We start from the raw sequence: 22276 nt of genomic DNA on the forward strand, positions 1-22276 counted from the left end.
GGATCTGTTTTATATCGGATATAGTAGTGTTTAATTGTAAAAATGATCGGTTTTATCGATCTTTCAAGCAGAAACAACCGATTACTCCTGTCCAGATGAGCTGATTAGACTCGGATTATTCCGAGTCTTTGAGTCTCATCTATGTCAAACGTATTGAAGCGGTTTCTGGCCATGGAATCGGCCAGTGGTATCCTGCTGATCCTGGCGGCCCTGGCTGCGATCCTGTTGGCCAACAGCGGTTGGGCCCATCTCTATAGCTCCTTTCTCGATACCCGGGTCCAGGTGCGCATCAGCGCCCTGGATTTGGACAAGCCGCTGCTGTTGTGGGTGAACGATGGCCTGATGGCGCTGTTCTTCCTGTTGATCGGCCTTGAGGTCAAGCGCGAGCTGGTGGAAGGAGCTCTGTCCCGCCGGGAGCAGGCGATCTTTCCCGCCCTGGCGGCCCTCGGCGGCATGGTCTTTCCGGCCCTCTGGTTCCTGCTGTTCAATGCCGACGATCCCCTGACCCAGAACGGCTGGGCCATTCCCGCCGCGACCGACATTGCCTTCGCCCTGGGGGTGATGGCCCTGCTCGGCAAGCGGGTGCCCCTGAGCCTCAAGGTATTCCTGCTGGCGCTGGCCATCATCGACGATCTGGGGGTGATCCTCATCATCGCCCTGTTCTACAGCCATGGCCTCTCCCTGCCTCCTCTCGGGATAGCCCTGCTCGCCATCGTCGGACTGCTACTGTTCAACCGCAGCCGGGTCGGCAGCCTGGCTCCCTACCTGCTGCTGGGGCTGGTGGTCTGGGTGGCGGTGCTCAAATCCGGTATCCACGCTACCCTGGCCGGGGTGCTGCTGGGCTTTCTGGTGCCCCTTTATCATGCCGGCGGCTCTCCCTCCAAGCGGCTGGAGCATGCCCTGCATCCCTGGTGTGCCTTCCTGATCCTGCCGCTGTTCGCCTTCGCCAATGCCGGCGTGTCCTTGCAGGGGCTGTCGCTGGGCGATCTTTCCTCCGCCCTGCCGTTGGGGGTGATAATGGGACTGCTGGTGGGCAAGCCCATGGGGGTCTTCCTGATCAGCTGGCTGGCGGTGAAGCTGCGCATCGCCCAGTTGCCGGCAGGCGTCTGCTTCAGGCAGATCTTCGCGGTCTCGGTGCTGTGCGGCATCGGCTTCACCATGTCCATCTTCATCACCTCCCTGGCCTTCGGCGGCCACGCCGACTTGGCCAACCTGTCCCGACTGGGGATACTGCTGGGCTCGACCCTGGCGGCCCTGATCGGCTACGCCATGCTGCACCTGGCCCTGCCTCGGGCCCGACCGGCGACAGCCGGGGAGTCGGTTCGGGTCTGAGCTGCCGGCGTGATCCAGCAGGCGGCCGGGCATGGAAGCCCGGCCGCTTTTATTATGATGGGCCCTGTCTCCATCGGAGATGGTGCTTTGTCACAGCTCAATTGCAACCATCTGGAGCAGGCCCGACTGCAGCTCGGCCGCGAGCCAAGACCTTTACCCAGAATACGCTTGGCACGCCGCCCGGCATCACTGTTTGAATATGTTAATTAGGATTTTATTCTGGAGGATTATTATCCTCACCCTCATATAAAAGCACCTGTAGCCATTTGACGGATTTTTGTTTTTCAATAAAGCTTTACTTGAGTTTAATATTTCGATTACATCGGCATTGATGAGTCGTTTTGCTCTTTGGTTCGTTTTTCCCGAGGTGTTGATTAGAAAAAACCGATTACTGCCTCTGTAACAAGCTGATTGCACTCGGGCCTGTTCTTTGAGAAGGAGCTCAAATATGTCTCATGTGCTTAAACGCTTTCTGGCCATGGAATCGGCTGCCGGGATGCTGCTGATCATCGCCGCCCTGATCGCCATGCTGATGGCCAACACCGCTCTGGCCGGTGTCTATCAGGAATTACTCAATACCCGTATCCAACTGCGCATCAGCGCATTGAATCTGGACAAGCCATTGCTGCTGTGGGTGAACGACGGCATGATGGCGGTATTCTTTTTGCTGGTGGGACTCGAGGTCAAGCGGGAGATGGTGGAGGGGGCGCTCTGTACCCGCGAAAAGGCCATGCTCCCAGTGCTGGCCGCCATTGGTGGCATGCTGTTTCCCGCGCTCTGGTTCATGTTGCTGAATCTCGGCGAGCCGGCCAACCAGGGCGGCTGGGCTATTCCGGTTGCCACCGATATCGCCTTTGCCTTGGGGGTAATGATGCTGCTGGGCAAGCGGGTGCCGCTCAATCTCAAGGTGTTCCTGCTGGCCCTGGCGATCATCGATGATCTGGGGGCCATTATCATCATTGCCCTGTTTTACAACCATGGCGTGGATCTGACGGCATTGCTGGCAGGCGGCCTGGGCATTGTCGGCCTGATGTGGCTGAACCGGGCCCGAGTGTGCAACTTGGTGCCCTATTTATTGTTGGGCTGGATCGTCTGGGTGGCGGTGCTGAAGTCGGGCTTCCATGCCACCCTGGCTGGAGTGATACTGGGTTTTCTGATCCCGCTCTACGGCCATCGTTTCTCGCCGTCCAAGCAGTTGGAGCAGTTTCTCAACCCCTGGTGTGCCTTCCTGATACTGCCGCTGTTCGCCTTTGCGAACGCCGGCGTGTCACTTGAAGGGTTGTCGTTCACCGCTTTGTCCTCGTCCCTGCCCCTTGGCATCATGGTGGGGCTGCTGGTGGGCAAGCCCATGGGGATCTTTCTGTTCTGCTGGCTGGCGGTGCGCCTGGGCTACGCCCAGTTGCCGGGCAGCGTCGGTTTTCGGCAGATCTTCGCGGTGTCGGTGCTGTGCGGCATCGGTTTCACCATGTCCATCTTTATCTCGTCGCTGGCCTTTGCCGAGCAGGCCCAACTGGCCAACCTGGCGCGGCTCGGCATTCTGATGGGATCCAGCATGTCGGCCGTTGCCGGTTACTTGATGCTGAAATGGGTGCTGCCGCAAAAAGTGCCGGCACATGAAGAGCAGGTGTACACGCAACTGGTCTGAAGGGCTGTGACTGCTTTGCCCTGTCGGCCGGGTATTCAAACCCGGCCGCTTTCATTATGATGGGGCCTGAATCCATGGGAGATGGTGCTTTGTCACACCTGAATTACAACCACCTGTATTATTTCTGGATGACCCAGAAGAAGGGCTCGGTGACCAAGGCCGCCGAGGCCCTGTTCCTGACTCCCCAGACGGTGACGGGGCAGATCCGTCAGTTGGAGCAGCGCCTGGGCGGCAAGCTGTTCAAGCGCAAGGGCCGGCAACTGGAGGCGAGCGAACTGGGGCAACTGGTATTCCAGTATGCGGATCGCATGTTCAGCCTGTCCTACGAGATGCTGGATATCGTCAACTATCGCAAGGAAGACCACCTGGTGTTCGAGGTGGGTATCGCCGATGCCCTGTCCAAGCGCCTGGCCAGCCGGGTGTTGCTGTCGGTGATCCCCAACGACGGCTCCATCCACCTACGTTGCTACGAGTCCACCCACGAGATGCTGCTGGAGCAGCTCAGCCAGCACAAGCTGGACATGATACTGTCCGATTGTCCGGTGGACTCGGCCCAGCACGCGGGGTTGTTGTCCAAAAAGCTGGGCGAGTGCGATATCGGTTTCTACTGCCGCGAACCCTTGCCTACCCGGCCTTTTCCCGCCTGTCTGGAGGAGCGGCGGTTATTGATCCCGGGGCGACGTACCGCCATGGGACGACAACTGCGTCACTGGCTGGAGGTGCAGGGGCTCAAGCCACAGATCCTGGGAGAGTTTGATGATGCGGCCCTGATGAAGGCCTTCGGTTTTTTCAATCAGGGGATTTTTGTCGCCCCGGCCATTTACCGGGATGCGATTCTGCAGTACCAGCCGGTAATCGAAATTGGCCGGGTGGAAGAATTGAAGGAAGAGTATTATGTCATTTTTGCCGAGCGGATGATCCAGCACCCGGCGGTTAAACGGTTGTGCGAGAGTGACTTCACCTCGCTGTTCTCCGGACTGGACGATTTTTCCGCGGTTACGCCTCCGGCAACCTTTGACAGTGAACTGAGTTGAAAATCTGAATGTGGACACCATGATGGCATTGAATATGGAAGAAATGGAGGCCAACGCCACCCAGGCGGTCAAGTTGCTCAAGGCGTTGGCCAATGAGCGCCGGCTGTTTATTTTGTGTCATTTGCTCGACAAGGAATTGTCGGTGGGGGAGATGAACCAGCACCTGGGCCTGAGCCAGTCTGCGCTGTCCCAGCATCTGGCCATTCTGCGCAACGACGATCTGGTGCAAACCCGGAAAGAGGCGCAAACCGTTTTTTATTCGCTGAAAAGCGAAGAGGTACGGGAAGTGATCGCCCTGCTGCACAAGCTTTACTGCCGTGAGGGGTAAGGCGTGAGGGATGCACACGACTTCGGTGTTCTGCTTGACGCCCCGGTGTCACCGTCTAGCAGGCAACAAAAAACCGGCCAAGGCCGGTTTTTTTAGCGCTTGGAGCAAGTCTCGATTACAGAGCCTTGATCTGGGCGTTCAGGCGGCTCTTGTGACGAGCAGCCTTGTTCTTGTGGATCAGGCCTTTGGTAGCCATGCGGTCCAGCAGCGGCTGAGCGGCGTTGAAAGCTTGTTGAGCGTTCGCTTTGTCACCGGTAGCGATGGCAGCAACTACTTTCTTGACGTAGGTGCGCACCATGGAGCGGCGGCTGGCGTTGTGCTTACGGCGTTTCTCTGCTTGAATCGCGCGTTTCTTAGCAGATTTAATATTAGCCAAGGTAAAACTCCTAAAACTGTCTTAGCGAGTGTTCTTAAAAGGCCGAGGAATATGCCTTTTTCACCGCTGATTGTCAATTGATTTGTGCAAATAAACACCGCCCTGTGGCCAGGCACAGGGCAGGGGGTTAAACTGTCGGCCGGATTCTAGCAGCATTCCCCTGCATTCAGCAATTTTCTTACCACGAGGTTTTCATTTTGAGCAAGGCGCTTCTACGATCGGGGCTGATTGTGTCCACCATGACCCTGGTTTCCCGGGTGTTGGGCCTGGTACGTGATGTGGTGATCGCCAACCTGATGGGGGCCGGGGCGGCGGCCGACGTCTTTTTCTTTGCCAACCGTATTCCGAACTTTTTGCGCCGGCTGTTTGCCGAGGGCGCCTTCAACCAGGCTTTCGTGCCGGTCATGACCGAATACAAGCAGACCCGCAGTTTCAAGGATACCCAGGACTTGCTGGCGGCGGTGTCCGGCACCCTGGGGCTGATCGTGACCCTGGTGACCCTGGCGGGCATCATCGGCTCGGGTGCCGTTACCGCCCTGTTCGGCGCGGGTTGGTTTATGGAATGGCTGAAGGGCGGGCCCGAGGCACACAAGTTCGAACTGGCCTCGTTGCTGCTGAAAATCACCTTTCCCTACCTGTGGTTTATCAGCTTCACCGCCATGGCCGGCGCCATTCTCAATACCTTCGGCAAGTTTGCGGTATCGTCCTTCACCCCGGTGTTCCTCAATGTGGCGCTGATCGCGGCGGCGTTCTGGCTGTCTCCGCGAATGGCCCAGCCCGAGCTGGGGCTGGCCATCGGCGTCTTTGCCGGCGGGTTGCTCCAGTTTTTGTTCCAGTTTCCCTTCCTGGCCCGCTTGCATCTGCTGGTACGGCCGCGCTGGGCCTGGTACCACCCGGGAGTGGTGAAAATCCGTACCCTGATGATCCCGGCCCTGTTCGGGGTATCGGTCAGCCAGGTGAACCTGCTGTTCGACACCATGCTGGCTTCTTTCCTGGCCACCGGCTCCATCAGTTATCTGTACTATTCGGACCGGTTACTGGAATTTCCACTCGGGCTGTTTGGTATCGCTATCGCCACCGTGATCCTGCCGGCCCTGTCCAGCCGCCATGTGGATGATGCCAGGGACGGCTTCGCCGCCACCATGGACTGGGGGGTGCGCATGGTGCTGCTGATGGGGTTTCCCGCCATGCTGGGACTGATCGTGTTGAGCGAGCCCATGTTGCGGGTGCTGTTCATGCGTGGCGAATTCGGTATGGAAGAGGTTTCGGCGGCAGGCAAGAGCCTGGTGGCCTATGGCCTGGGGCTGCAGGCCTTTATGCTGATCAAGGTGCTGGCGCCGGGTTACTATGCCCGCCAGGACACCAAGACGCCGGTGCGTTTCGGCATCATCGCCATGGTGGCCAATATGGTGTTCAACGCCATTCTGATTTTCCCCCTCGGTTATGTCGGGTTGGCCCTGGCCACGGCCCTGTCGGGCATACTCAATGCCGGGCTGCTGGCCTGGGGGCTGCATCGGCGCGGGGTATACCATCCCAGCAGGGAAACCTGGCTGTTTGCCATCAAGGTCGCGTTGGCCGGCAGTGGCATGGCGGGGCTGTTATGGTGGCTGTCGCCGCCGCTGGCGGTATGGGCCGGGTGGGGTCTGCTGAGCAGCAGTCTGCATCTGTTCGGCTATATCGGGGCCGGTGCCCTGTGTTACGGTGTCCTGTTGCTGTTGGGCGGGGTTCGGATTAAGCACTTCAAAACCGGGTAGCAAAGGCTGATCCTTAAGGCCGGCTGAGGTATAATCCGCCGATTTGCAGGGGCCGGCAGCGGGATCTATGGAGCTTATTCGCGGCATTCACAACATCAAACCATGGCATCGTGGCTGTGTGCTGACCATCGGTAACTTTGATGGTGTGCATTTGGGGCATCAGGCGGTGTTGCGCCGCCTGACCGAGCAGGCGCGTCGCTTGAAGGTGCCGGCCTGTGTCATGGTGTTCGAGCCCCAGCCGCAAGAGCTGTTTACCGGCACCGAGGCACCGCCGCGGCTGACCCGGTTGCGTGAAAAATACCTGCATCTGGCCCGGTTGGGGATAGACCGCCTGCTGTGCGTGCGTTTCAACGGCGCCTTTGCCGCCCAGTCACCGGATGATTTTATCCGCGGTCTGCTGGTAGACAGGCTGGGGGTGCGCTTCCTGGTGGTGGGGGACGACTTTCGTTTCGGCAAGAACCGGGGCGGGGATTTTGAACTGCTGACCCGTGCCGGGCGAGCCTTCGACTTCGACGTGGTCAGTACGCAAAGCTGGCGGATGAACAGTCAACGGGTCAGCAGCACTCTGATCCGCGAGGCACTGGCGCAGGATCGACTGGATGACGCCACCCAGATGCTGGGCCGTCCCTTCAGCCTGTGCGGGCGGGTGGCCCATGGCGCCAAACTGGGGCGGACCATCGGCTTCCCCACCGCCAATGTGGCGCTCAAACGCCAGGTGATACCGGTGTCCGGGGTCTATGCGGTGGAGCTGCTGCTCGACGGCCGGCACTACCCCGGGGTGGCCAATATCGGTCACAAACCCACCGTCAGTGGTGCCCGCGCCCTGTTGGAGGTCCACCTGTTTGACTTTGCCGGCGATCTGTACGGTCGGCAGGTGGAAGTAGAGCTCCGCCATAAATTGCGGAACGAGCAAAAATTCGCTTCCTTTGCGCTGTTAAAGGAGCAAATTCAACGCGATGCCGCCGCCGCCCGACACTGGCTCGGGCTGGCGCCATCAGAACCGAACGGAATGTAGGATCCATGAGCGACTATAAAAATACCCTGAATTTGCCCGAAACGGAGTTTCCCATGCGCGGCAACCTGGCTCAGCGCGAGCCGGAAATGCTCAAGCGCTGGTATGAGCAGGACCTGTACGGTGCGGTACGTCGCGCCAAGAACGGCAAAAAACCGTTTATTCTGCACGACGGTCCTCCCTACGCCAACGGCAGCATTCATATCGGTCACTCGGTCAACAAGATCCTCAAAGACATCATCATCAAGTCCAAGGGCCTGCTGGGCTACGATTCCCCCTACATTCCCGGCTGGGACTGCCACGGCCTGCCCATCGAACTGAAAGTGGAAGGCAAGGTTGGCAAGCCCGGCGTGAAAGTCTCCGCCGCCGAATTCCGCGAGGCCTGCCGCGCCTACGCCAAGGAACAGATCGAGGCACAGAAAACCGACTTCATCCGCCTGGGAGTGCTGGGAGACTGGGACAATCCCTACCTCACCATGAACTTCGACACCGAGGCCAACATCATCCGTTCCCTGGCCAAGATCATCGACAATGGCCACCTGCACAAGGGCTCCAAGCCGGTGCACTGGTGTACCGACTGCGGTTCGGCCTTGGCGGAAGCTGAAGTGGAATACGAAGACAAGCGCTCCCCGGCCATCGACGTACGCTTCCGGGCGGCGGATGAAGCCGCCGCCGTGGCCAGCTTCGATTGTGCCGATGGTCATGGAGGCCAGGGCCCGGTGTCGCTGGTGATCTGGACTACCACCCCCTGGACCCTTCCGGCCAACCGGGCCGTGGCCCTGCATGCCGAGCTCAACTATGCCCTGGTTCAGGTGGAAGGGGAACACCCCGAGCGGCTGATCCTGGCCGCCGACCTGGTCAAGGACGTGATGGACCGCGCCGGTATCGCCCACTACCACAACCTGGGTTACTGCCAGGGGGCGGCGCTTGAGCTCAAGCGCTTTTGCCACCCGTTTTACGATTACGATGTACCCGTGGTACTGGGCGAGCACGTAACCACCGACTCCGGCACCGGCGCCGTGCATACCGCCCCCGGCCACGGCCAGGAAGACTTCGTGGTCGGTCAGAAGTACGGCCTGGAAGTGGCCAATCCGGTGGGCGGCAACGGTGTCTACCTGCCCGATACCGAACTGTTCGCCGGCCAGCATGTGTTCAAGGCCAACGACGCCGTGGTGGAGGTGCTCAAGGAGCGCGGTGCCCTGTTGCACCACGAAGCCTATAACCACTCCTATCCGCACTGCTGGCGCCACAAGACGCCCATTATCTTCCGCGCCACGCCCCAGTGGTTCATCAGCATGGAACAGGCCGGGCTGCGCAGCCAGGCGTTGAGCGAAATCCGCAAGGTACAGTGGGTACCCGAATGGGGCCAGAGCCGTATCGAGGCCATGGTGGAAAACCGCCCCGACTGGTGTATCTCCCGCCAGCGTACCTGGGGGGTGCCTATCGCCCTGTTCGTGCACAAGGACACCCAGGCCCTGCATCCCCGCGCCACCGAGCTGATGGAACAAGTGGCCAAACGGGTGGAAAAAGCCGGTATCCAGGCCTGGTGGGATCTGGATCCCGCCGAACTGCTGGGTGAGGAGGCCGACCAGTACGAGAAGGTGCTGGATACCCTGGACGTGTGGTTCGACTCCGGCTCTACCCACGCCTCCGTGGTGGATGTACGCCCCGAATTCCAGGGCTACCCCGCCGACATGTACCTGGAAGGCTCGGATCAGCACCGGGGCTGGTTTATGTCGTCGCTGATGATCTCCACCGCCATGAAGGGCCATGCTCCTTACCGCCAGGTACTGACCCACGGCTTTACCGTGGACGGCCAGGGCCGCAAGATGTCCAAGTCCATCGGCAACGTGGTCAGCCCCCAGGAAGTGATGAACAAGCTGGGTGCCGACATACTGCGGCTGTGGGTGGCGAGCACCGACTACTCCGGCGAGATGACCGTCTCCGACGAGATCCTGAAGCGCAGCGCCGACGCCTACCGCCGCATCCGCAATACCGCCCGTTTCCTGCTGGCCAACCTGAGTGGCTTCGACCCGGCCACCGATATGGTGGCACCGGAAGACATGGTGGTAATCGACCGTTGGGCGGTGGGCCGGGCCCAGTCTATCCAGCAGGAGATCACCAAGGCCTATGACGAGTACAACTTCCACCAGGTGACCCAGAAGCTGATGCAGTTCTGCTCGGTGGAAATGGGCTCCTTCTACCTGGACGTGATCAAGGACCGGCAGTACACCGCCAAGGCCGACAGCCAGGCGCGCCGCTCCTGCCAGACCGCCCTGTACCATATCGTCGAGGCCCTGGTGCGCTGGATGGCGCCGATCATGAGCTTTACCGCCGACGAAATCTGGGCCCTGCTGCCGGGCGAGCGGGATCGCTTCGTGTTCACCCAGGAGTTCTATGACGGCCTCTTCGGCCTGGCCGAAGGCGAGCAACTGAACGATGCCTACTGGGCCGAGCTGCTGAAGGTACGGCAGGCGGTGAACAAGGCGCTGGAAACCGCCCGTAACGATAAGGTCATCGGGGCTGCTCTGGAAGCCGAGATCACCCTGTTTGCCGACGATGCCCTGGCCACCAGGCTGAGCCGGCTGGAGGACGAACTGCGCTTCGTGATGCTCACCTCCAGGGCGGTGGTCAAGCCGCTGGCCGAGGCCGAAGGCGCCGCCGAGACCGAGGTGCCCGGGTTGAAAGTCGGGGTGAGCAAGAGTGGCGCCGACAAGTGCGGCCGTTGCTGGCACCATGTGGACGATGTAGGCAGCCATGAGGGCCACGACGGCATCTGCGGTCGCTGCGTGTCCAATGTGGCGGGAGACGGCGAAGTTCGCCGGTTTGCCTGATGAAGTCATTGTTCGATACCGGACTGCGCTGGTGGTGGCTGGCCATCGTGGCCATGGTGCTGGATCAGGTCACCAAGTGGCTCACCGTGTCTTACCTGGACTACGGCTATCCGGGGGTGGAAATCACCCCCTTCTTCAACCTGGTGCACGTATACAACCCGGGCGCGGCGTTCAGCTTCCTGGCCGATCAGGGCGGCTGGCAGCGCTGGTTCTTCGCCGGCCTGGCCTTCGCCGTGACCATATTGCTCAGCATCTGGATGTACAAGGCACCCAGGAGCGCACGCTGGCTGCCGGCGGCCTATGCGCTGATCATCGGCGGTGCCATCGGCAACGTGATCGACCGCCTGGCGCTTGGCCATGTGGTGGACTTTCTCGACTTCTACGTGGGCAACTGGCATTGGCCCGCCTTCAACCTGGCCGACAGCTTTATCTTCGTCGGTGCCGCCATGATCATCATCGACAGTTTCAGGAAGGACAGCCCCCAATGAGCAAACAGATAGGTCCGAGCAGCGAGGTGCTGTTTCACTTCACCATCAAGCTGGAAGACGGCTCGGTGGCCGACAGTACCCAGCTGCATGGCAAGCCCGCCAAGCTGCAGATGGGGGACGGCAGCCTGACCCCCAACTTCGAGGCCTGCCTGCTGGGGCTGGAAGCCGGTGCCAAGAAGAGCTTCGAGCTGGGACCGGATGACGCCTTCGGGGCGGTCAACCCGGACAATATCCATCATATGGAACGCAGCCGTTTCGCTGCCGACATGGAGCTGGAGGAAGGCGCCATCCTGTCCTTTACCCAGCCCAACGGCGCCGAAATTCCCGGCATCGTACGCGGTGTGGCCGGGGATTCGGTCACCGTGGACTTCAACCATCCCCTGGCCGGTCATCAGGTGACCTTCGAGGTGGAGATCCTGGCCGTCGATCAACCCGGAGCCTGACATGGATATTTTACTCGCCAATCCTCGCGGTTTTTGCGCCGGTGTGGACAGGGCCATCAGCATAGTGCAGAGCGCCCTGGAAAAATTCGGGGCGCCCATCTACGTGCGTCACGAGGTGGTGCACAACCGCTATGTGGTGAACAAGCTCAAGGATGCGGGCGCGGTGTTCGTGGATGAGCTGGACCAGGTGCCGGACGGCAATATCGTGATCTTCTCCGCCCATGGTGTGTCCAAGGCGGTGCGGGAAGAGGCCAAAAAGCGGGGACTCAAGGTCTTCGACGCCACCTGCCCCTTGGTGACCAAGGTGCATATGGAGGTGCACCGGGCCAGCAAGAAAGGCATTGAAACCATCCTGATCGGCCATGCCGGCCATCCGGAGGTGGAGGGCACCATGGGCCAGTATGAAAGCACCGAGGGTGGCATGTACCTGGTGGAAAGCCCGGCCGATGTGGCGCAGCTCGAGGTCAAACACCCGGATAACCTCACCTTCGTGACCCAGACCACCCTGAGCGTGGACGAAACCTCGGATGTGATCGACGCCCTGCGGCTGCGCTTCCCTACCATCGAAGGGCCGCGCAAGGACGACATCTGCTACGCCACCCAGAACCGCCAGGACGCGGTGCGGGAGCTGGCTGCCAAGGTGGATCTGATGCTGGTGGTGGGGTCACGTAACTCCTCCAACTCCAATCGCCTGCGCGAACTGGCCGAGAAAGTCGGCACCCGCGCCCATCTGATCGACTGTGTCGAAATGATCGATGGCACTTGGCTCGACGGCGTGGCCCGGGTGGCGGTCACCGCCGGGGCTTCGGCACCCGAAGTGCTGGTGCAGGAGGTGATCGATCACCTGCGGCAACTGGGGGGACGCTCCGTGGTGGAACACCCGGGACGGGAAGAAAACATCGTCTTTGAAGTCCCGGCCGAACTCAAGGTCAAACCGGTTTCCTGATCGCCTGCGTCACCCGCCAGATGCCGATGGTGCGACCATCGGCATCTGGCCCGCTCCCGGTTTTCCCCCACCTTAAGTCAACGCCAGCATTCGCCGGGCGTCTTGTTGTTCTCCCGATCCAGGGTCAGCTCGCTGCAAGGGATGCCGCCTTCCTTGTCGTTTTGCTGGCTGGAGCCCTCCTTGGCGGTGGCGGTAAGGGTATAGCCGGCGCCGGAAGCCGAGGCGCTGAAGCTGTAGTGGGCGTTTTCGGTGGGACTGATCAGGTTGTCAGCGGCCTTGTCGTAGGTCGGGTGAGAGATACGCAGTTCCTCCAGTTGTAACTGCATCCGGTAGAGCGCCTGGATCGCCTCGGTACGCTTGCTCTTTATCAGGTAACTGGACAATGAGGGGTAGGCGATGGCGGTGATGATCGCCAGTATCGCCACCGTGATCATCAACTCTACCAGGGTGAAGCCCTGTCTCCCTGCCATGCGCTTCTTCCTTGTCGAAAAACATTCCTTGGATCAAGCTTAACCCACACTGCGTTTTTCGCAGGGGCGCTTCGGTGCCACCAGGGAGAATAAGATGACACGGGGTCACACAGGTCTCACGCTGGTCGAGCTCTTGGTCGGTATTGCCGTTTTGGCGGTACTGCTGGTGGTTGCCGTGCCCGGCTTCCAGACGTTGCGCCAGCAGTATCTGGTGCGCAGCGCCGGCATGGCCGTCTACGCGGATCTGCAACTGGCGCGGAGCGAAGCGGTCAAACGCAATCGGCCGGTGACGGTATGCTTCAGCGGTTCGGGTAGCGTCGACTGGAGCTATAAGCTGCACGATTCCGCCGATTGCTCCGGCACGGTGCTGGAAAATGTCGACGGGCAGAATTTTCCTGCTGTTACCCTCAATATTACCGATAGCTATAGTGGCCGCCGGATTACCTTTCAGCCCCGGCGTAATACCCTTATCGCCGGCAATATCACTCTGTCCGATGCCGGCAAGCAAGTGGCGATGGTGGTAAAAACCTGGAATAACGGCATTATCCGCACCTGCTCCGACGACAGCCTGCTGGGGGTGCCGCCATGCTGAACCCGCGGCGCCAAAGCGGTATGAGCCTGGTGGAAATGCTGGTGTCGCTGGTGGCGGGCCTGGTGGTGGTGGCCAGCGCCATTTCCCTGTTCACCGCCGTGATCGTCTCCGGCAATACCACCCTGATGCTGTCCCGCCTGAACCAGGATGTGCAGGCGGTGACCGATATTATCGCCCGGGATATCCAGCGGGCGGGGTACGACCCAGACGCGGTCGCTCTGGTCGGCAGCAGCCCTCCCAGTGCCTCGGCCTACACTTTCTCGACGGAAAAGGATCTTTGGCCGGCGCCTTCGACGATGGCCAGTTGTATTCGGGTCAAATACCGGGATACGGAAGGGGGTACGAGTATCGGCAGGATTTACAGTCATATCACCTCCAGCAGGCAGTTGAGGGTAAAGGACAGCTCGGTTTCCTCGGCATTGACCAGTACCGATTGTGGCTCCGGTGGTAACCAATTGATATCGAGCACCGAAGTCGTGATCGACAGCCTGAATTTCAAACTGGTTCCCGGCAGTAACCCTACCGGAGTCAGGGCAGTGAATATAAGTATTTCCGCCACTCATGCCAGAAATCCGGACCTGTCCCTCAGCCTGGAGCGGCGGGTAAGGATAAGAAACGATGGCTACTGATATAAACCACGCCAGGCGCTGTGGATTCATCACCCTGGCGGTCACCCTGATACTGCTGTCGACACTGGCGGCGGTATCGGCCTTTATCGGCAAGGTGTTGATCGCCGACAAGCGCCTGACCCTGAACGAAATCGAATACCGGGTGGTCATGGCGGCGGCCGAAAAAGGTATCGCCGAGGCCATGGCGGAGCTCAAGGTCGAGCCCGCCGCCACGGCCATCTCCGGCAGTATCGCCACCGCCTCTGCCAGTGGCAGCTACCAGGTGACCATCATGCCCAACGGGGTGCCCGGGGTCAGCGATATCCTCTCCCGGGCGACCCTGGACAGCGGTGCCGAGGCTGTTGTCACCGTTCAGGTGGCGGAGAGGGGTATCCTGAACCCGAATAACTCAGGGCCGGCCGGTCCCTTGATGGTGGCCGGAACCCTTCCTGCCAACGGCACCATTACCATAGTGGCCAACCCCAACGGCGGCGGACCCGGTATCCCCGTGTCGATCTGGTCGGCCGGGGGCGTCGATATCGGCGGCAGTGCCACGACCTGCGGCCTGGACGAATATCACAACGGTGGCTGCAACAAGGATAATGCCTACAGCTACAAATCGGGCAGCGAAACCATTATCGGACCGGATATCGTCGCCAACGCCCCCGATTTTCCCGATGACCTGGTGGAGTATGTTTTCGGGGAGCCGGATAGCGCCGAAGGTTGGGCCAGGATCGAATCGCAGGCCACGGCGATCGTCAACAGCTGCAGCGATCCCAGGATCACCGGCGGTGCCGGCGTTTTTATCGTGGAAAGCGTCCAAAACTGCACCATCGGCTCTATTGGAACCCGAGAAGCGCCCGTGGTGCTGATTACCAAGGACAGCAACCTGACCATCAACGCCAACAGCCAGGTTTATGGCCTGGTATTTGCCTATGATACCGATCCCTCGGGAGCAGACGAATATAAAATAACCATCAATGGTGGCGCCAAATTCTTCGGCATGATGCTGGCCAATCATAACAGTATCGATCTCCCCAATGGTCATTATGCCGCCGTCTACGACCCGGAGGTGCTTTGCAATATCAATTACTGCCAGGGAAGACCGAGCGGGGAAGCTCCCTTTGTCTCCTTCAGCTATGTGCCCGGCAGTTGGAAGGACTGGGAGTAGGCAATGAAAAAGCAGGCGGGGTTCGGTTTGGTCGAGGTGGTGATTGCCTTTATTCTGGTGGCGGTCACGGCCGGCTCTTTGCTGCAACTGCACAAGGTATACCTGGAATACAGCCGGGACGGTCGTTACCGAGAAGTGGCCCTGCGCCTGGCCGAGTCGAAACTCGATGAACTGAGGGGGTTTGGCCGTATCGCCGATTACCAGGCCATAGCCAGCAGCAGCGCTCCCGAATCGGTCCGGGTGGACGATACCGACTATGCCATCGAATGGGGAGTGATCGACTATGTCTGGGACGGCGGCGCCTGGGTGACACCGCTCCCTTCGGGGGTGGCCTCCGGGAAGAAGGCGATCGACATCACCGTAGGCTGGAGCCAGCCCGATGGCGGCGGGAGCTTGCGGCTCGAATCGGTGCTATCACCCCATCTGTCTATCGGCAGCGGCCCCTTCGGTACGGGAAGTGACAAGATGGGCCTGGGGATGGGGGGACCCGATGTACGCCATGCTCCCGGTACCTTTCCAGCCGTGATTCCCGTGGATCTGGGCGGTGGCCTCAAGCAGGAAACCAGCCAGCCCCTGCCCAAGATGGCCAGACCAGGCAGTAGTGAAAGCACCAGGGTCAGCTTCAGTACCTTGGTCTATGATGGTGCCAATATCACTCAGCAGGAACAGGAGCTGGTCTCGGTGTCCTGTGCTTGTACCATCACAAGCAGCGACAATGCCAGTTTGCCCGCGCAGCGCTCCGTTTCCGGGGGGATTGCCTACTGGCTCCAGGGGGGCTCGGCCAGCAAGATACGAGGGACACCGGCCAATCACCAGGATCCCCTCTGCGGACGCTGCTGTGCCCATCACTTCGACGGCAGCGCCCATGAATTCGGCAACTGGTACGATCTCATGAAATGGCAGGCCGGCCATGGTCCTCATGGCCATTCCAGCGGCGTCCCGGGCAATTGGATCCCGGTAACCGCGGTAGGTGACCCTTACTGGGAAGCCTGCCGGCTGGTACGTATCAACGGTTTCTATGAAATGGCCAACGACTGGAATCTGGTTGCCCTCAATACCTTCGACGCCAACCTGCTGTTGGAGCCGGAAGTGCAGGCCGCCTATCGGGATTATGTGAAAATGGTGGTGCAAGAATATATCCGCAGCCAGCTAAAGGATGGGAGCCGCCTCAATACGGCCAGCTATTATGCCCCCCCCGCGTTCTCTTCCTATCTATTGACTGGAAATGTGTCCCCAGGCACGACGGATATAGGCATCATTCCCGGGCCTAGGCAGTTGATGGCCAGGGGCATCTATGTGGATATGGTCTCGCCCGACTATCGCGATATCCTGCTGAACGGCGTGATGGAGGGCAATGCGGACGCATCGCCGGAAAATTTGCTGCGATATGCGCCTTTCTATGAAGTCGACCTGACGTTGCTGGCCGACTGGCGGTCAACCGATAGCACCGTGGCCTCCGTTACCAGCGAGCCGGTACAAACCGCCGTGGACTCCAGCCAAAACAATTACGGTGTTTACAGCCGGGGGCTGCTGGACGGCAAACAGCTGGGCGGGCCCGTGACCATCACGGCGACCATCAGGCGCAGCAACAGCGGTATTACCGCCTTCAGGCCGCTGTCGGCATTTGAAGAAAGCGATATATTGAGTTCTAGCCTGGAGGTCGAGGTTCTGAGTACCGGGGGACTGTCCAGCGTTTCCGGCCAAGTGAAATGCCTGGCCTATAGGGTTACGGGCCAAGTTGTTCAGGAGGAGAAATGCAGCGGCAGTCAGTTTGCCAACATATCGGTTTTGCTTAATAACCAAGGGTGTGCAAAAACCACGGTGGGCCAAGGTAGTAATCAGACGATCAACTATGTTTGTTATACGGCACCCGGCGCGACGGCTAATATTACCGCCAGTGTTCCCGCCGGTTATGTCGTGATTCCACCCGCTCCGGCCACAAGCAACCCCTGGCATGTCACTGTGCCGGAAGGCGATCCCTCCAGTATATCCGGTGGCTGCCTGCTGGTGGTGGTCAACAAGCCGGACGCAGTCGCCATGCCCGCCAGTTGTCAACCTCAGTCATGATGGGGCCTGACAAGCCCCTCTTCTTTCTTTACTATGCAACTATTAGCGGCTTAATCACAGACAGAATCATGTCCCAACACCTTACCCTGGCCCTGGCGCAGCTCAACCTGACCGTGGGCGCCATCGAAGCCAATACCGATGCCATGCTGGCCGCCGCCAAGCGGGCGGCGGAGCAGGGCGCCGAACTGGTGCTCTTTCCCGAACTGGCCATTACCGGCTATCCACCGGAAGATCTGCTGTTTCGCGACGATCTCTACCAGCGGCTAGACGCCGCCCTGAGCCGGCTGGCGGCGGCCAGCCAGCACACCGCCCTGGTGGTGGGGCATCCCTGGCGGGAAGGCGGCAGGCTGTACAACGCCGCTTCCTTTTTTTACCAGGGCCAGTTGTTGGGCCGATACTTCAAGCAGCTGTTGCCCAACTACGGCGTCTTCGACGAAAAGCGTTATTTCAGCGCCGGCGAGCAGTCTTGCGTGATCGAGTTCAAGGGGCATCAACTCGGCCTGCTGATCTGTGAAGACGTGTGGGAGCCTGCGCCCATGGCCAATGCCAAGGCTGCCGGCGCCGAGCTGGTATTGAGCCTGAACGCCTCCCCCTATCACAGGGGCAAGGCCTGGATCCGCGAGAGCCTGCTGGCCCAACGCAGCCGCGACAACAAGTTGCCGCTGCTGTACCTCAACCTGGTGGGGGGCCAGGACGAACTGGTGTTCGACGGTCGTTCCAAGGTGTTCAACGCCGCGGGCGAGCTGACCCAGAACCTGCCGGCCTTCGGGGAGCAGCTGGCCCTGGTGCGACTGGCCGACAAGGCGCCGGTGGCCGCCGAAATCCGGCCCGCGCTGGAACCCCTGGCCGAGGTGTACCAGGCGCTGGTGCTGGCCACCCGCGACTACGTCAACAAGAACGGTTTCAACGGCGCCGTGCTGGGGTTGTCCGGCGGTATCGACTCGGCCCTGACCCTGGCCATCGCCGTAGATGCCCTGGGCAAAGACAAGGTGCAGGCGGTGATGATGCCGTTCCGTTACACCGCTTCCATGAGCGTGGAGGACGCGGAGGAAGAGGCCCGTCACTTGGGAGTGGAGTTCGATATCGTCTCCATCGAGCCCATGTTCGATGCTTTTATGGGCCAACTGGCCCCCCTGTTCGAAGGCACCGAGCGCGACACCACCGAAGAGAATCTGCAGGCCCGCTCCCGGGGAGTGCTGTTGATGGCCATCTCCAACAAGCGTCGCCGCCTGGTGCTGACCACCGGCAACAAGAGCGAGGTGGCGGTGGGCTACTGCACCCTCTATGGCGACATGGTGGGTGGCTTCGCGCCGATAAAGGACGTGCCCAAGACCCTGGTGTTCGAGTTGTCCAGGTACCGCAACACCCTGGGCTACGTGATCCCCCAGCGGGTGATCGACCGGCCGCCTTCCGCCGAACTGGCACCGGATCAGCTCGACCAGGACAGTCTGCCCCCGTATGATGTGCTGGACGCCATCCTCGAAGCTTATGTCGAACAGGACAAATCCCTGGCGCAACTGTTGGCGGCCGGCTTTGCCGAAGCCGATGTCCGCCGGGTGATCAAGCTTGTTGATATCAACGAATACAAACGTCGCCAGAGCGCGGTGGGGCCGCGGATCACGCCGCGTAACTTCGGTAAGGACCGGCGTTACCCCATCACCTCCGGGTTTGGCAAAATAAATTGGTAAGGAGCCACCGATGAAGAAGATTGAAGCCATCATCAAACCCTTCAAGCTGGATGACGTGCGCGAAGCCCTGGCCGAACGCGGCATCACCGGCATGACCGTGTCCGAAGTCAAGGGCTTTGGTCGCCAGAAGGGGCACACCGAATTGTATCGCGGCGCCGAATACATGGTGGACTTTCTGCCCAAGGTCAAGCTGGAACTGGTGGTGCAGGACGACCTGGTCGAAGCCTGTATCGAAGCCATCGAGAACACCGCCCGCACCGGCAAGATCGGCGACGGCAAGATTTTCGTGTTCGACGTGGGCCAGGTGATCCGCATCCGTACCGGCGAGCAGAACGAAGAAGCGGTGTAAAAGGCCGGAATGGATGACCGGGGACTGGTCGGTAGAGAGACTGGTAGTGACGGATACCGAATCTCCAGTCCCCGGTTTTAACTGCCCGGCTTTTTTGCCACAATGACCTATAGAATCATCAGTCGAGGAATACAAAATGCCACTGCTGGACAGTTTTACCGTCGACCATACCCGTATGGAGGCCCCGGCGGTGCGGGTAGCCAAAACCATGGCGACCCCCCACGACGACACCATTACCGTGTTTGATCTGCGTTTCTGCCTGCCGAACAAGGAAATTCTGTCGGAAAAAGGCATCCATACCCTGGAACACCTGTTTGCCGGCTTCATGCGTAACCACCTCAACGGCAACGGGGTGGAGATCATCGATATTTCCCCGATGGGCTGCCGCACCGGCTTTTATATGAGTCTGGTGGGGGCTCCGGACGAACAACGGGTGGCCGATGCCTGGAAGGCGGCGATGGAAGACGTACTCAGGGTGGAGGATCAGTCTCAGATCCCCGAGTTGAATGAATATCAATGCGGCACCTTTGTGATGCACTCGCTGGATGAAGCCAAGGCCATTGCCCGCAACATCATCGAGCGTGGTATCGGCATCAACAGTAACCAGGCACTCTCCTTGCCGGAAGACATGCTGAAAACCCTTTAATATTCCGGCCCCCTCTGGCACTCGCGTCCGGTTCAAGCAAGCACTGGCTTAACCGGGCGCTTTGTCACTCTTTATTCTTTCTCTACTGATATACTTCTCTTATTCCAGTGCTCAAATGGACCACTTTATGTCACAGAATTACGATCCTTTCCTTCAGCGGGAAGCCGAAAAATATGAAAACCCCATTCCCAGCCGGGAATTTATCCTGGAGCACATTAAAGCCAGGCAAACGCCGATTTCCCGGGACGAACTCTTTGCCGAGCTGACCCTGGCCGGCGAAGAGCAAGCCGAAGCCTTGCGGCGGCGCCTGCGCGCCATGGAGCGGGACGGCCAACTGGTCTTTACCCGCAACCAATGCTACGCCCTGCCCGACAAACTCAATCTGGTCAAAGGCTATGTCATCGGTCACCGGGAAGGCTTCGGCTTTTTGCGTCCCGATGACGGCGGTGACGATCTGTTCCTGGCCCAGCGGGAGATGGATGCCCTGATGCATGGCGACTATGTACTGGTACAGCCATTGCGTTTCGACGCCAAGGGGCGCCGCGAGGCTCGGGTGGTGCGCCTGCTCAAGTCGCGCGATCTGGATGTGGTCGGCCGCTACTTTGTGGAAAACGGCGTCAGCTATGTGGTGCCGGACGACAGCCGTATCGCCCAGGATATTCTGATCCCGCAAGGGGAAACCATGGGCGCGCGCATGGGCCAGGTGGTGGTTATTTCCATTACCCAACGCCCCACCAAGCGGATGACCGGGGTGGGCAAGGTCACCGAGGTGCTGGGCGAAACCATGGATCCGGGTATGGAGATCGAAATTGCCCTACGCAGCCACGGCATTCCCCATGTGTGGCCGGAAGAGGTGAAGAAAGAAATCGCCAAGCTGACCGAGCAGGTGCCGGAAGAGGCCAAGAAAGGCCGCAAGGATCTGCGTGATCTGCCGCTGGTCACCATCGACGGGGAAGACGCCCGTGACTTCGATGATGCGGTATTCTGCCAGCCCAAGCGTTCCGGTGGTTGGCGGCTATGGGTCGCCATTGCCGATGTGTCTTATTACGTTCGCCCGGGCACGGCCTTGGACAACGAAGGCTATCAGCGCGGCAACTCGGTGTACTTCCCCGAGCAGGTGATCCCCATGCTGCCGGAAGTTCTGTCCAACGGCCTGTGCTCACTCAACCCCCAGGTAGACCGGCTGTGCATGGTTGCGGAGATCACCATCTCGGCCACCGGCAAGCAGTCCGGCTTCAAATTCTATGAAGCGGTGATGAATTCCCATGCCCGCCTCACCTATACCAAGGTGGCGGCCATCCTGGAGGGGGATGAGGGCCTGCGTGAGCGTTATGCGTCCCTGGTCCCCCACCTGGAAGAGCTGAACCGGCTCTATCAGGTGATGAAGGAAGCACGGCACCAGCGTGGCGCAGTGGAATTCGAAAGCGAAGAAACCCGCTTTGTGTTCAATCCCCAGCGCAAGATCGAGCGGATCGTTCCCCTGGTGCGCAACGATGCCCACAAGATCATCGAAGAGTGCATGATCCAGGCCAACGTGGCCGCCGCCCGCTTTATCGAGAAGCAAGAGGCCCATGCCCTGTTCCGGGTACACGACAAGCCGAGCGAGGAAAAACTGGTTGGTTTCAGGAGTTTCCTCGGTGAGCTGGGGCTGGAGCTGAAAGGCGGCTTGGAGCCTCAGCCCGCGGACTATGCCCTGCTGGCCGAGCAGATCAAGGAGCGGCCGGATGCGGAGCTGATCCAGACCATGCTGTTGCGCTCCATGAAGCAGGCGGTGTACCAGGCAGACAACATGGGCCACTTCGGCCTGGCGCTGAAATCCTATGCCCACTTTACTTCACCCATCCGCCGCTATCCGGATCTGGTGCTGCACCGGGCCATCAAGTATCAGCTGGCCAGGTTGCAGGGTAGCCCCAGTCAGAAAGGAACCCCGACCGGCGGCATCAACTACCAGTATGATGAAGTGGCGCCCATGGGCGAACACTGTTCGCTGACCGAACGTCGGGCCGATGACGCCACCCGCGACGTGGCCGACTGGCTGAAGTGTGAATACATGCTCGACCATGTGGGCAACGAGTTTGGCGGCACCATCGCCAACGTCACCGGTTTTGGCTTCTTCGTACGCCTGGATGAAATCCATATCGACGGCCTGGTACATATCTCCAGCCTGCAGAACGATTACTACCAGTTCGACCCGGCCCGGCAGATGCTGATCGGCGAAACCTTCCGCCGCCGCTATCGCCTGGGCGACAAGATCAAGGTGCGGGTGATGGCGGTGAACCTGGATGATCGCAAGATCGACTTCGAAACGGTGGAAGAGGCATTGCCGGCCGGGGCCAAGACCGGTAAAGGGGCCAAAAACCTGAAGTCGCGCCAGCGCGCCAAGCCCAAGAGCGGCGACAAGGGAGAAAAGGGCGAAAAGTCCCGCTCCCGCAGCAAAAAGCGCCGTTGATCCCGTCAGGGGCCGGGGATTGGAGGCCGGGTATTGACCCGGCC

The 22276-nt window shown here is 60.0% G+C and carries 20 protein-coding genes; 18 read left to right on the forward strand and 2 right to left on the reverse strand.

What is annotated here, in order from left to right; translation table 11 throughout:
• Positions 1 to 141 precede the first annotated feature (141 nt).
• From nhaA (ACEVBK_RS02530) to ACEVBK_RS02545, 4 genes are all read left to right on the forward strand, one after another.
• Positions 142 to 1332 (forward strand): Na+/H+ antiporter NhaA, encoded by a 1191-nt coding sequence (gene nhaA, locus ACEVBK_RS02530; RefSeq protein ID WP_375057048.1) that lies wholly within the window; start codon positions 142 to 144, stop codon positions 1330 to 1332.
• A 448-nt stretch (positions 1333 to 1780) separates the two neighbouring features.
• A complete protein-coding gene (gene nhaA / locus ACEVBK_RS02535; RefSeq protein WP_375057049.1) occupies positions 1781 to 2977 on the forward strand; it encodes a Na+/H+ antiporter NhaA in 1197 nt (398 codons plus the stop codon).
• An 89-nt stretch (positions 2978 to 3066) separates the two neighbouring features.
• A complete protein-coding gene (gene nhaR, locus ACEVBK_RS02540) occupies positions 3067 to 4011 on the forward strand; it encodes a transcriptional activator NhaR (RefSeq protein WP_202083155.1) in 945 nt (314 codons plus the stop codon).
• Between the two features lie 28 nt (positions 4012 to 4039).
• Positions 4040 to 4339 carry an ArsR/SmtB family transcription factor gene (locus tag ACEVBK_RS02545; protein WP_375058500.1) on the forward strand — a complete coding sequence of 100 codons (300 nt, stop codon included), beginning with the start codon at positions 4040 to 4042 and terminating at the stop codon, positions 4337 to 4339.
• Positions 4340 to 4454: 115 nt separating this feature from the next.
• Here ACEVBK_RS02545 and rpsT read toward each other — a convergent pair whose 3' ends face one another.
• On the reverse strand, positions 4455 to 4715 hold the full coding sequence (gene rpsT, locus ACEVBK_RS02550) for a 30S ribosomal protein S20 (RefSeq protein WP_094039150.1): 261 nt from the start codon (positions 4713 to 4715) through the stop codon (positions 4455 to 4457).
• A 197-nt stretch (positions 4716 to 4912) separates the two neighbouring features.
• On the opposite strand from rpsT, the gene murJ reads away from it, so the two are divergent.
• From murJ to ispH, 6 genes are all read left to right on the forward strand, one after another.
• Positions 4913 to 6469, forward strand: a complete 1557-nt coding sequence (gene murJ, locus ACEVBK_RS02555) for a murein biosynthesis integral membrane protein MurJ (RefSeq protein ID WP_375057050.1) — start codon at positions 4913 to 4915, stop codon at positions 6467 to 6469.
• A 67-nt stretch (positions 6470 to 6536) separates the two neighbouring features.
• A complete protein-coding gene (ribF, locus tag ACEVBK_RS02560) occupies positions 6537 to 7484 on the forward strand; it encodes a bifunctional riboflavin kinase/FAD synthetase (RefSeq protein ID WP_375057051.1) in 948 nt (315 codons plus the stop codon).
• Positions 7485 to 7489: 5 nt separating this feature from the next.
• The gene (ileS, locus tag ACEVBK_RS02565) at positions 7490 to 10315 is read left to right on the forward strand and encodes an isoleucine--tRNA ligase (protein WP_375057052.1); all 2826 of its coding nucleotides are present in this window, start codon (positions 7490 to 7492) and stop codon (positions 10313 to 10315) included.
• Positions 10315 to 10803, forward strand: coding sequence for a signal peptidase II (gene lspA / locus ACEVBK_RS02570; protein WP_375057053.1), 489 nt, complete (start codon positions 10315 to 10317; stop codon positions 10801 to 10803). The genes ileS and lspA overlap by 1 nt, the downstream gene beginning before the upstream one ends.
• Positions 10800 to 11246 (forward strand): FKBP-type peptidyl-prolyl cis-trans isomerase, encoded by a 447-nt coding sequence (gene fkpB, locus ACEVBK_RS02575; RefSeq protein ID WP_375057054.1) that lies wholly within the window; start codon positions 10800 to 10802, stop codon positions 11244 to 11246. Before lspA ends, fkpB begins: the two co-directional genes overlap by 4 nt.
• A 1-nt stretch (position 11247) precedes the next feature.
• On the forward strand, positions 11248 to 12192 hold the full coding sequence (gene ispH, locus ACEVBK_RS02580; protein ID WP_375057055.1) for a 4-hydroxy-3-methylbut-2-enyl diphosphate reductase: 945 nt from the start codon (positions 11248 to 11250) through the stop codon (positions 12190 to 12192).
• A gap of 77 nt (positions 12193 to 12269) precedes the next feature.
• Here ispH and ACEVBK_RS02585 read toward each other — a convergent pair whose 3' ends face one another.
• The gene (locus tag ACEVBK_RS02585) at positions 12270 to 12662 is read right to left on the reverse strand and encodes a type IV pilin protein (RefSeq protein WP_375057056.1); all 393 of its coding nucleotides are present in this window, start codon (positions 12660 to 12662) and stop codon (positions 12270 to 12272) included.
• Positions 12663 to 12756: 94 nt separating this feature from the next.
• Here ACEVBK_RS02585 and ACEVBK_RS02590 point away from each other — a divergent pair, with 94 nt between their 5' ends.
• The 8 genes from ACEVBK_RS02590 to rnr all read left to right on the forward strand — a co-directional run bounded on the left by ACEVBK_RS02590 (position 12757) and on the right by rnr (position 22232).
• A complete protein-coding gene (locus ACEVBK_RS02590; protein WP_375057057.1) occupies positions 12757 to 13254 on the forward strand; it encodes a GspH/FimT family pseudopilin in 498 nt (165 codons plus the stop codon).
• Positions 13248 to 13883 (forward strand): prepilin-type N-terminal cleavage/methylation domain-containing protein, encoded by a 636-nt coding sequence (locus ACEVBK_RS02595; protein WP_375057058.1) that lies wholly within the window; start codon positions 13248 to 13250, stop codon positions 13881 to 13883. The genes ACEVBK_RS02590 and ACEVBK_RS02595 overlap by 7 nt, the downstream gene beginning before the upstream one ends.
• On the forward strand, positions 13873 to 15033 hold the full coding sequence (locus tag ACEVBK_RS02600; RefSeq protein ID WP_375057059.1) for a hypothetical protein: 1161 nt from the start codon (positions 13873 to 13875) through the stop codon (positions 15031 to 15033). Before ACEVBK_RS02595 ends, ACEVBK_RS02600 begins: the two co-directional genes overlap by 11 nt.
• A gap of 3 nt (positions 15034 to 15036) precedes the next feature.
• The gene (locus tag ACEVBK_RS02605) at positions 15037 to 17100 is read left to right on the forward strand and encodes a prepilin-type N-terminal cleavage/methylation domain-containing protein (protein WP_375057060.1); all 2064 of its coding nucleotides are present in this window, start codon (positions 15037 to 15039) and stop codon (positions 17098 to 17100) included.
• Positions 17101 to 17168: 68 nt separating this feature from the next.
• The gene (locus ACEVBK_RS02610; protein ID WP_375057061.1) at positions 17169 to 18788 is read left to right on the forward strand and encodes an NAD+ synthase; all 1620 of its coding nucleotides are present in this window, start codon (positions 17169 to 17171) and stop codon (positions 18786 to 18788) included.
• 10 nt (positions 18789 to 18798) lie between these two features.
• Positions 18799 to 19137, forward strand: coding sequence for a nitrogen regulatory protein P-II (glnB, locus tag ACEVBK_RS02615; RefSeq protein ID WP_071472446.1), 339 nt, complete (start codon positions 18799 to 18801; stop codon positions 19135 to 19137).
• 136 nt (positions 19138 to 19273) lie between these two features.
• A complete protein-coding gene (luxS, locus tag ACEVBK_RS02620; protein ID WP_375057062.1) occupies positions 19274 to 19783 on the forward strand; it encodes an S-ribosylhomocysteine lyase in 510 nt (169 codons plus the stop codon).
• Between the two features lie 127 nt (positions 19784 to 19910).
• On the forward strand, positions 19911 to 22232 hold the full coding sequence (rnr, locus tag ACEVBK_RS02625) for a ribonuclease R (RefSeq protein ID WP_375057063.1): 2322 nt from the start codon (positions 19911 to 19913) through the stop codon (positions 22230 to 22232).
• The last annotated feature ends 44 nt before the right edge of the window (positions 22233 to 22276 follow it).

The organism is Zobellella sp. DQSA1, from assembly GCF_041950555.1.
Lineage (GTDB): Bacteria > Pseudomonadota > Gammaproteobacteria > Enterobacterales > Aeromonadaceae > Oceanimonas.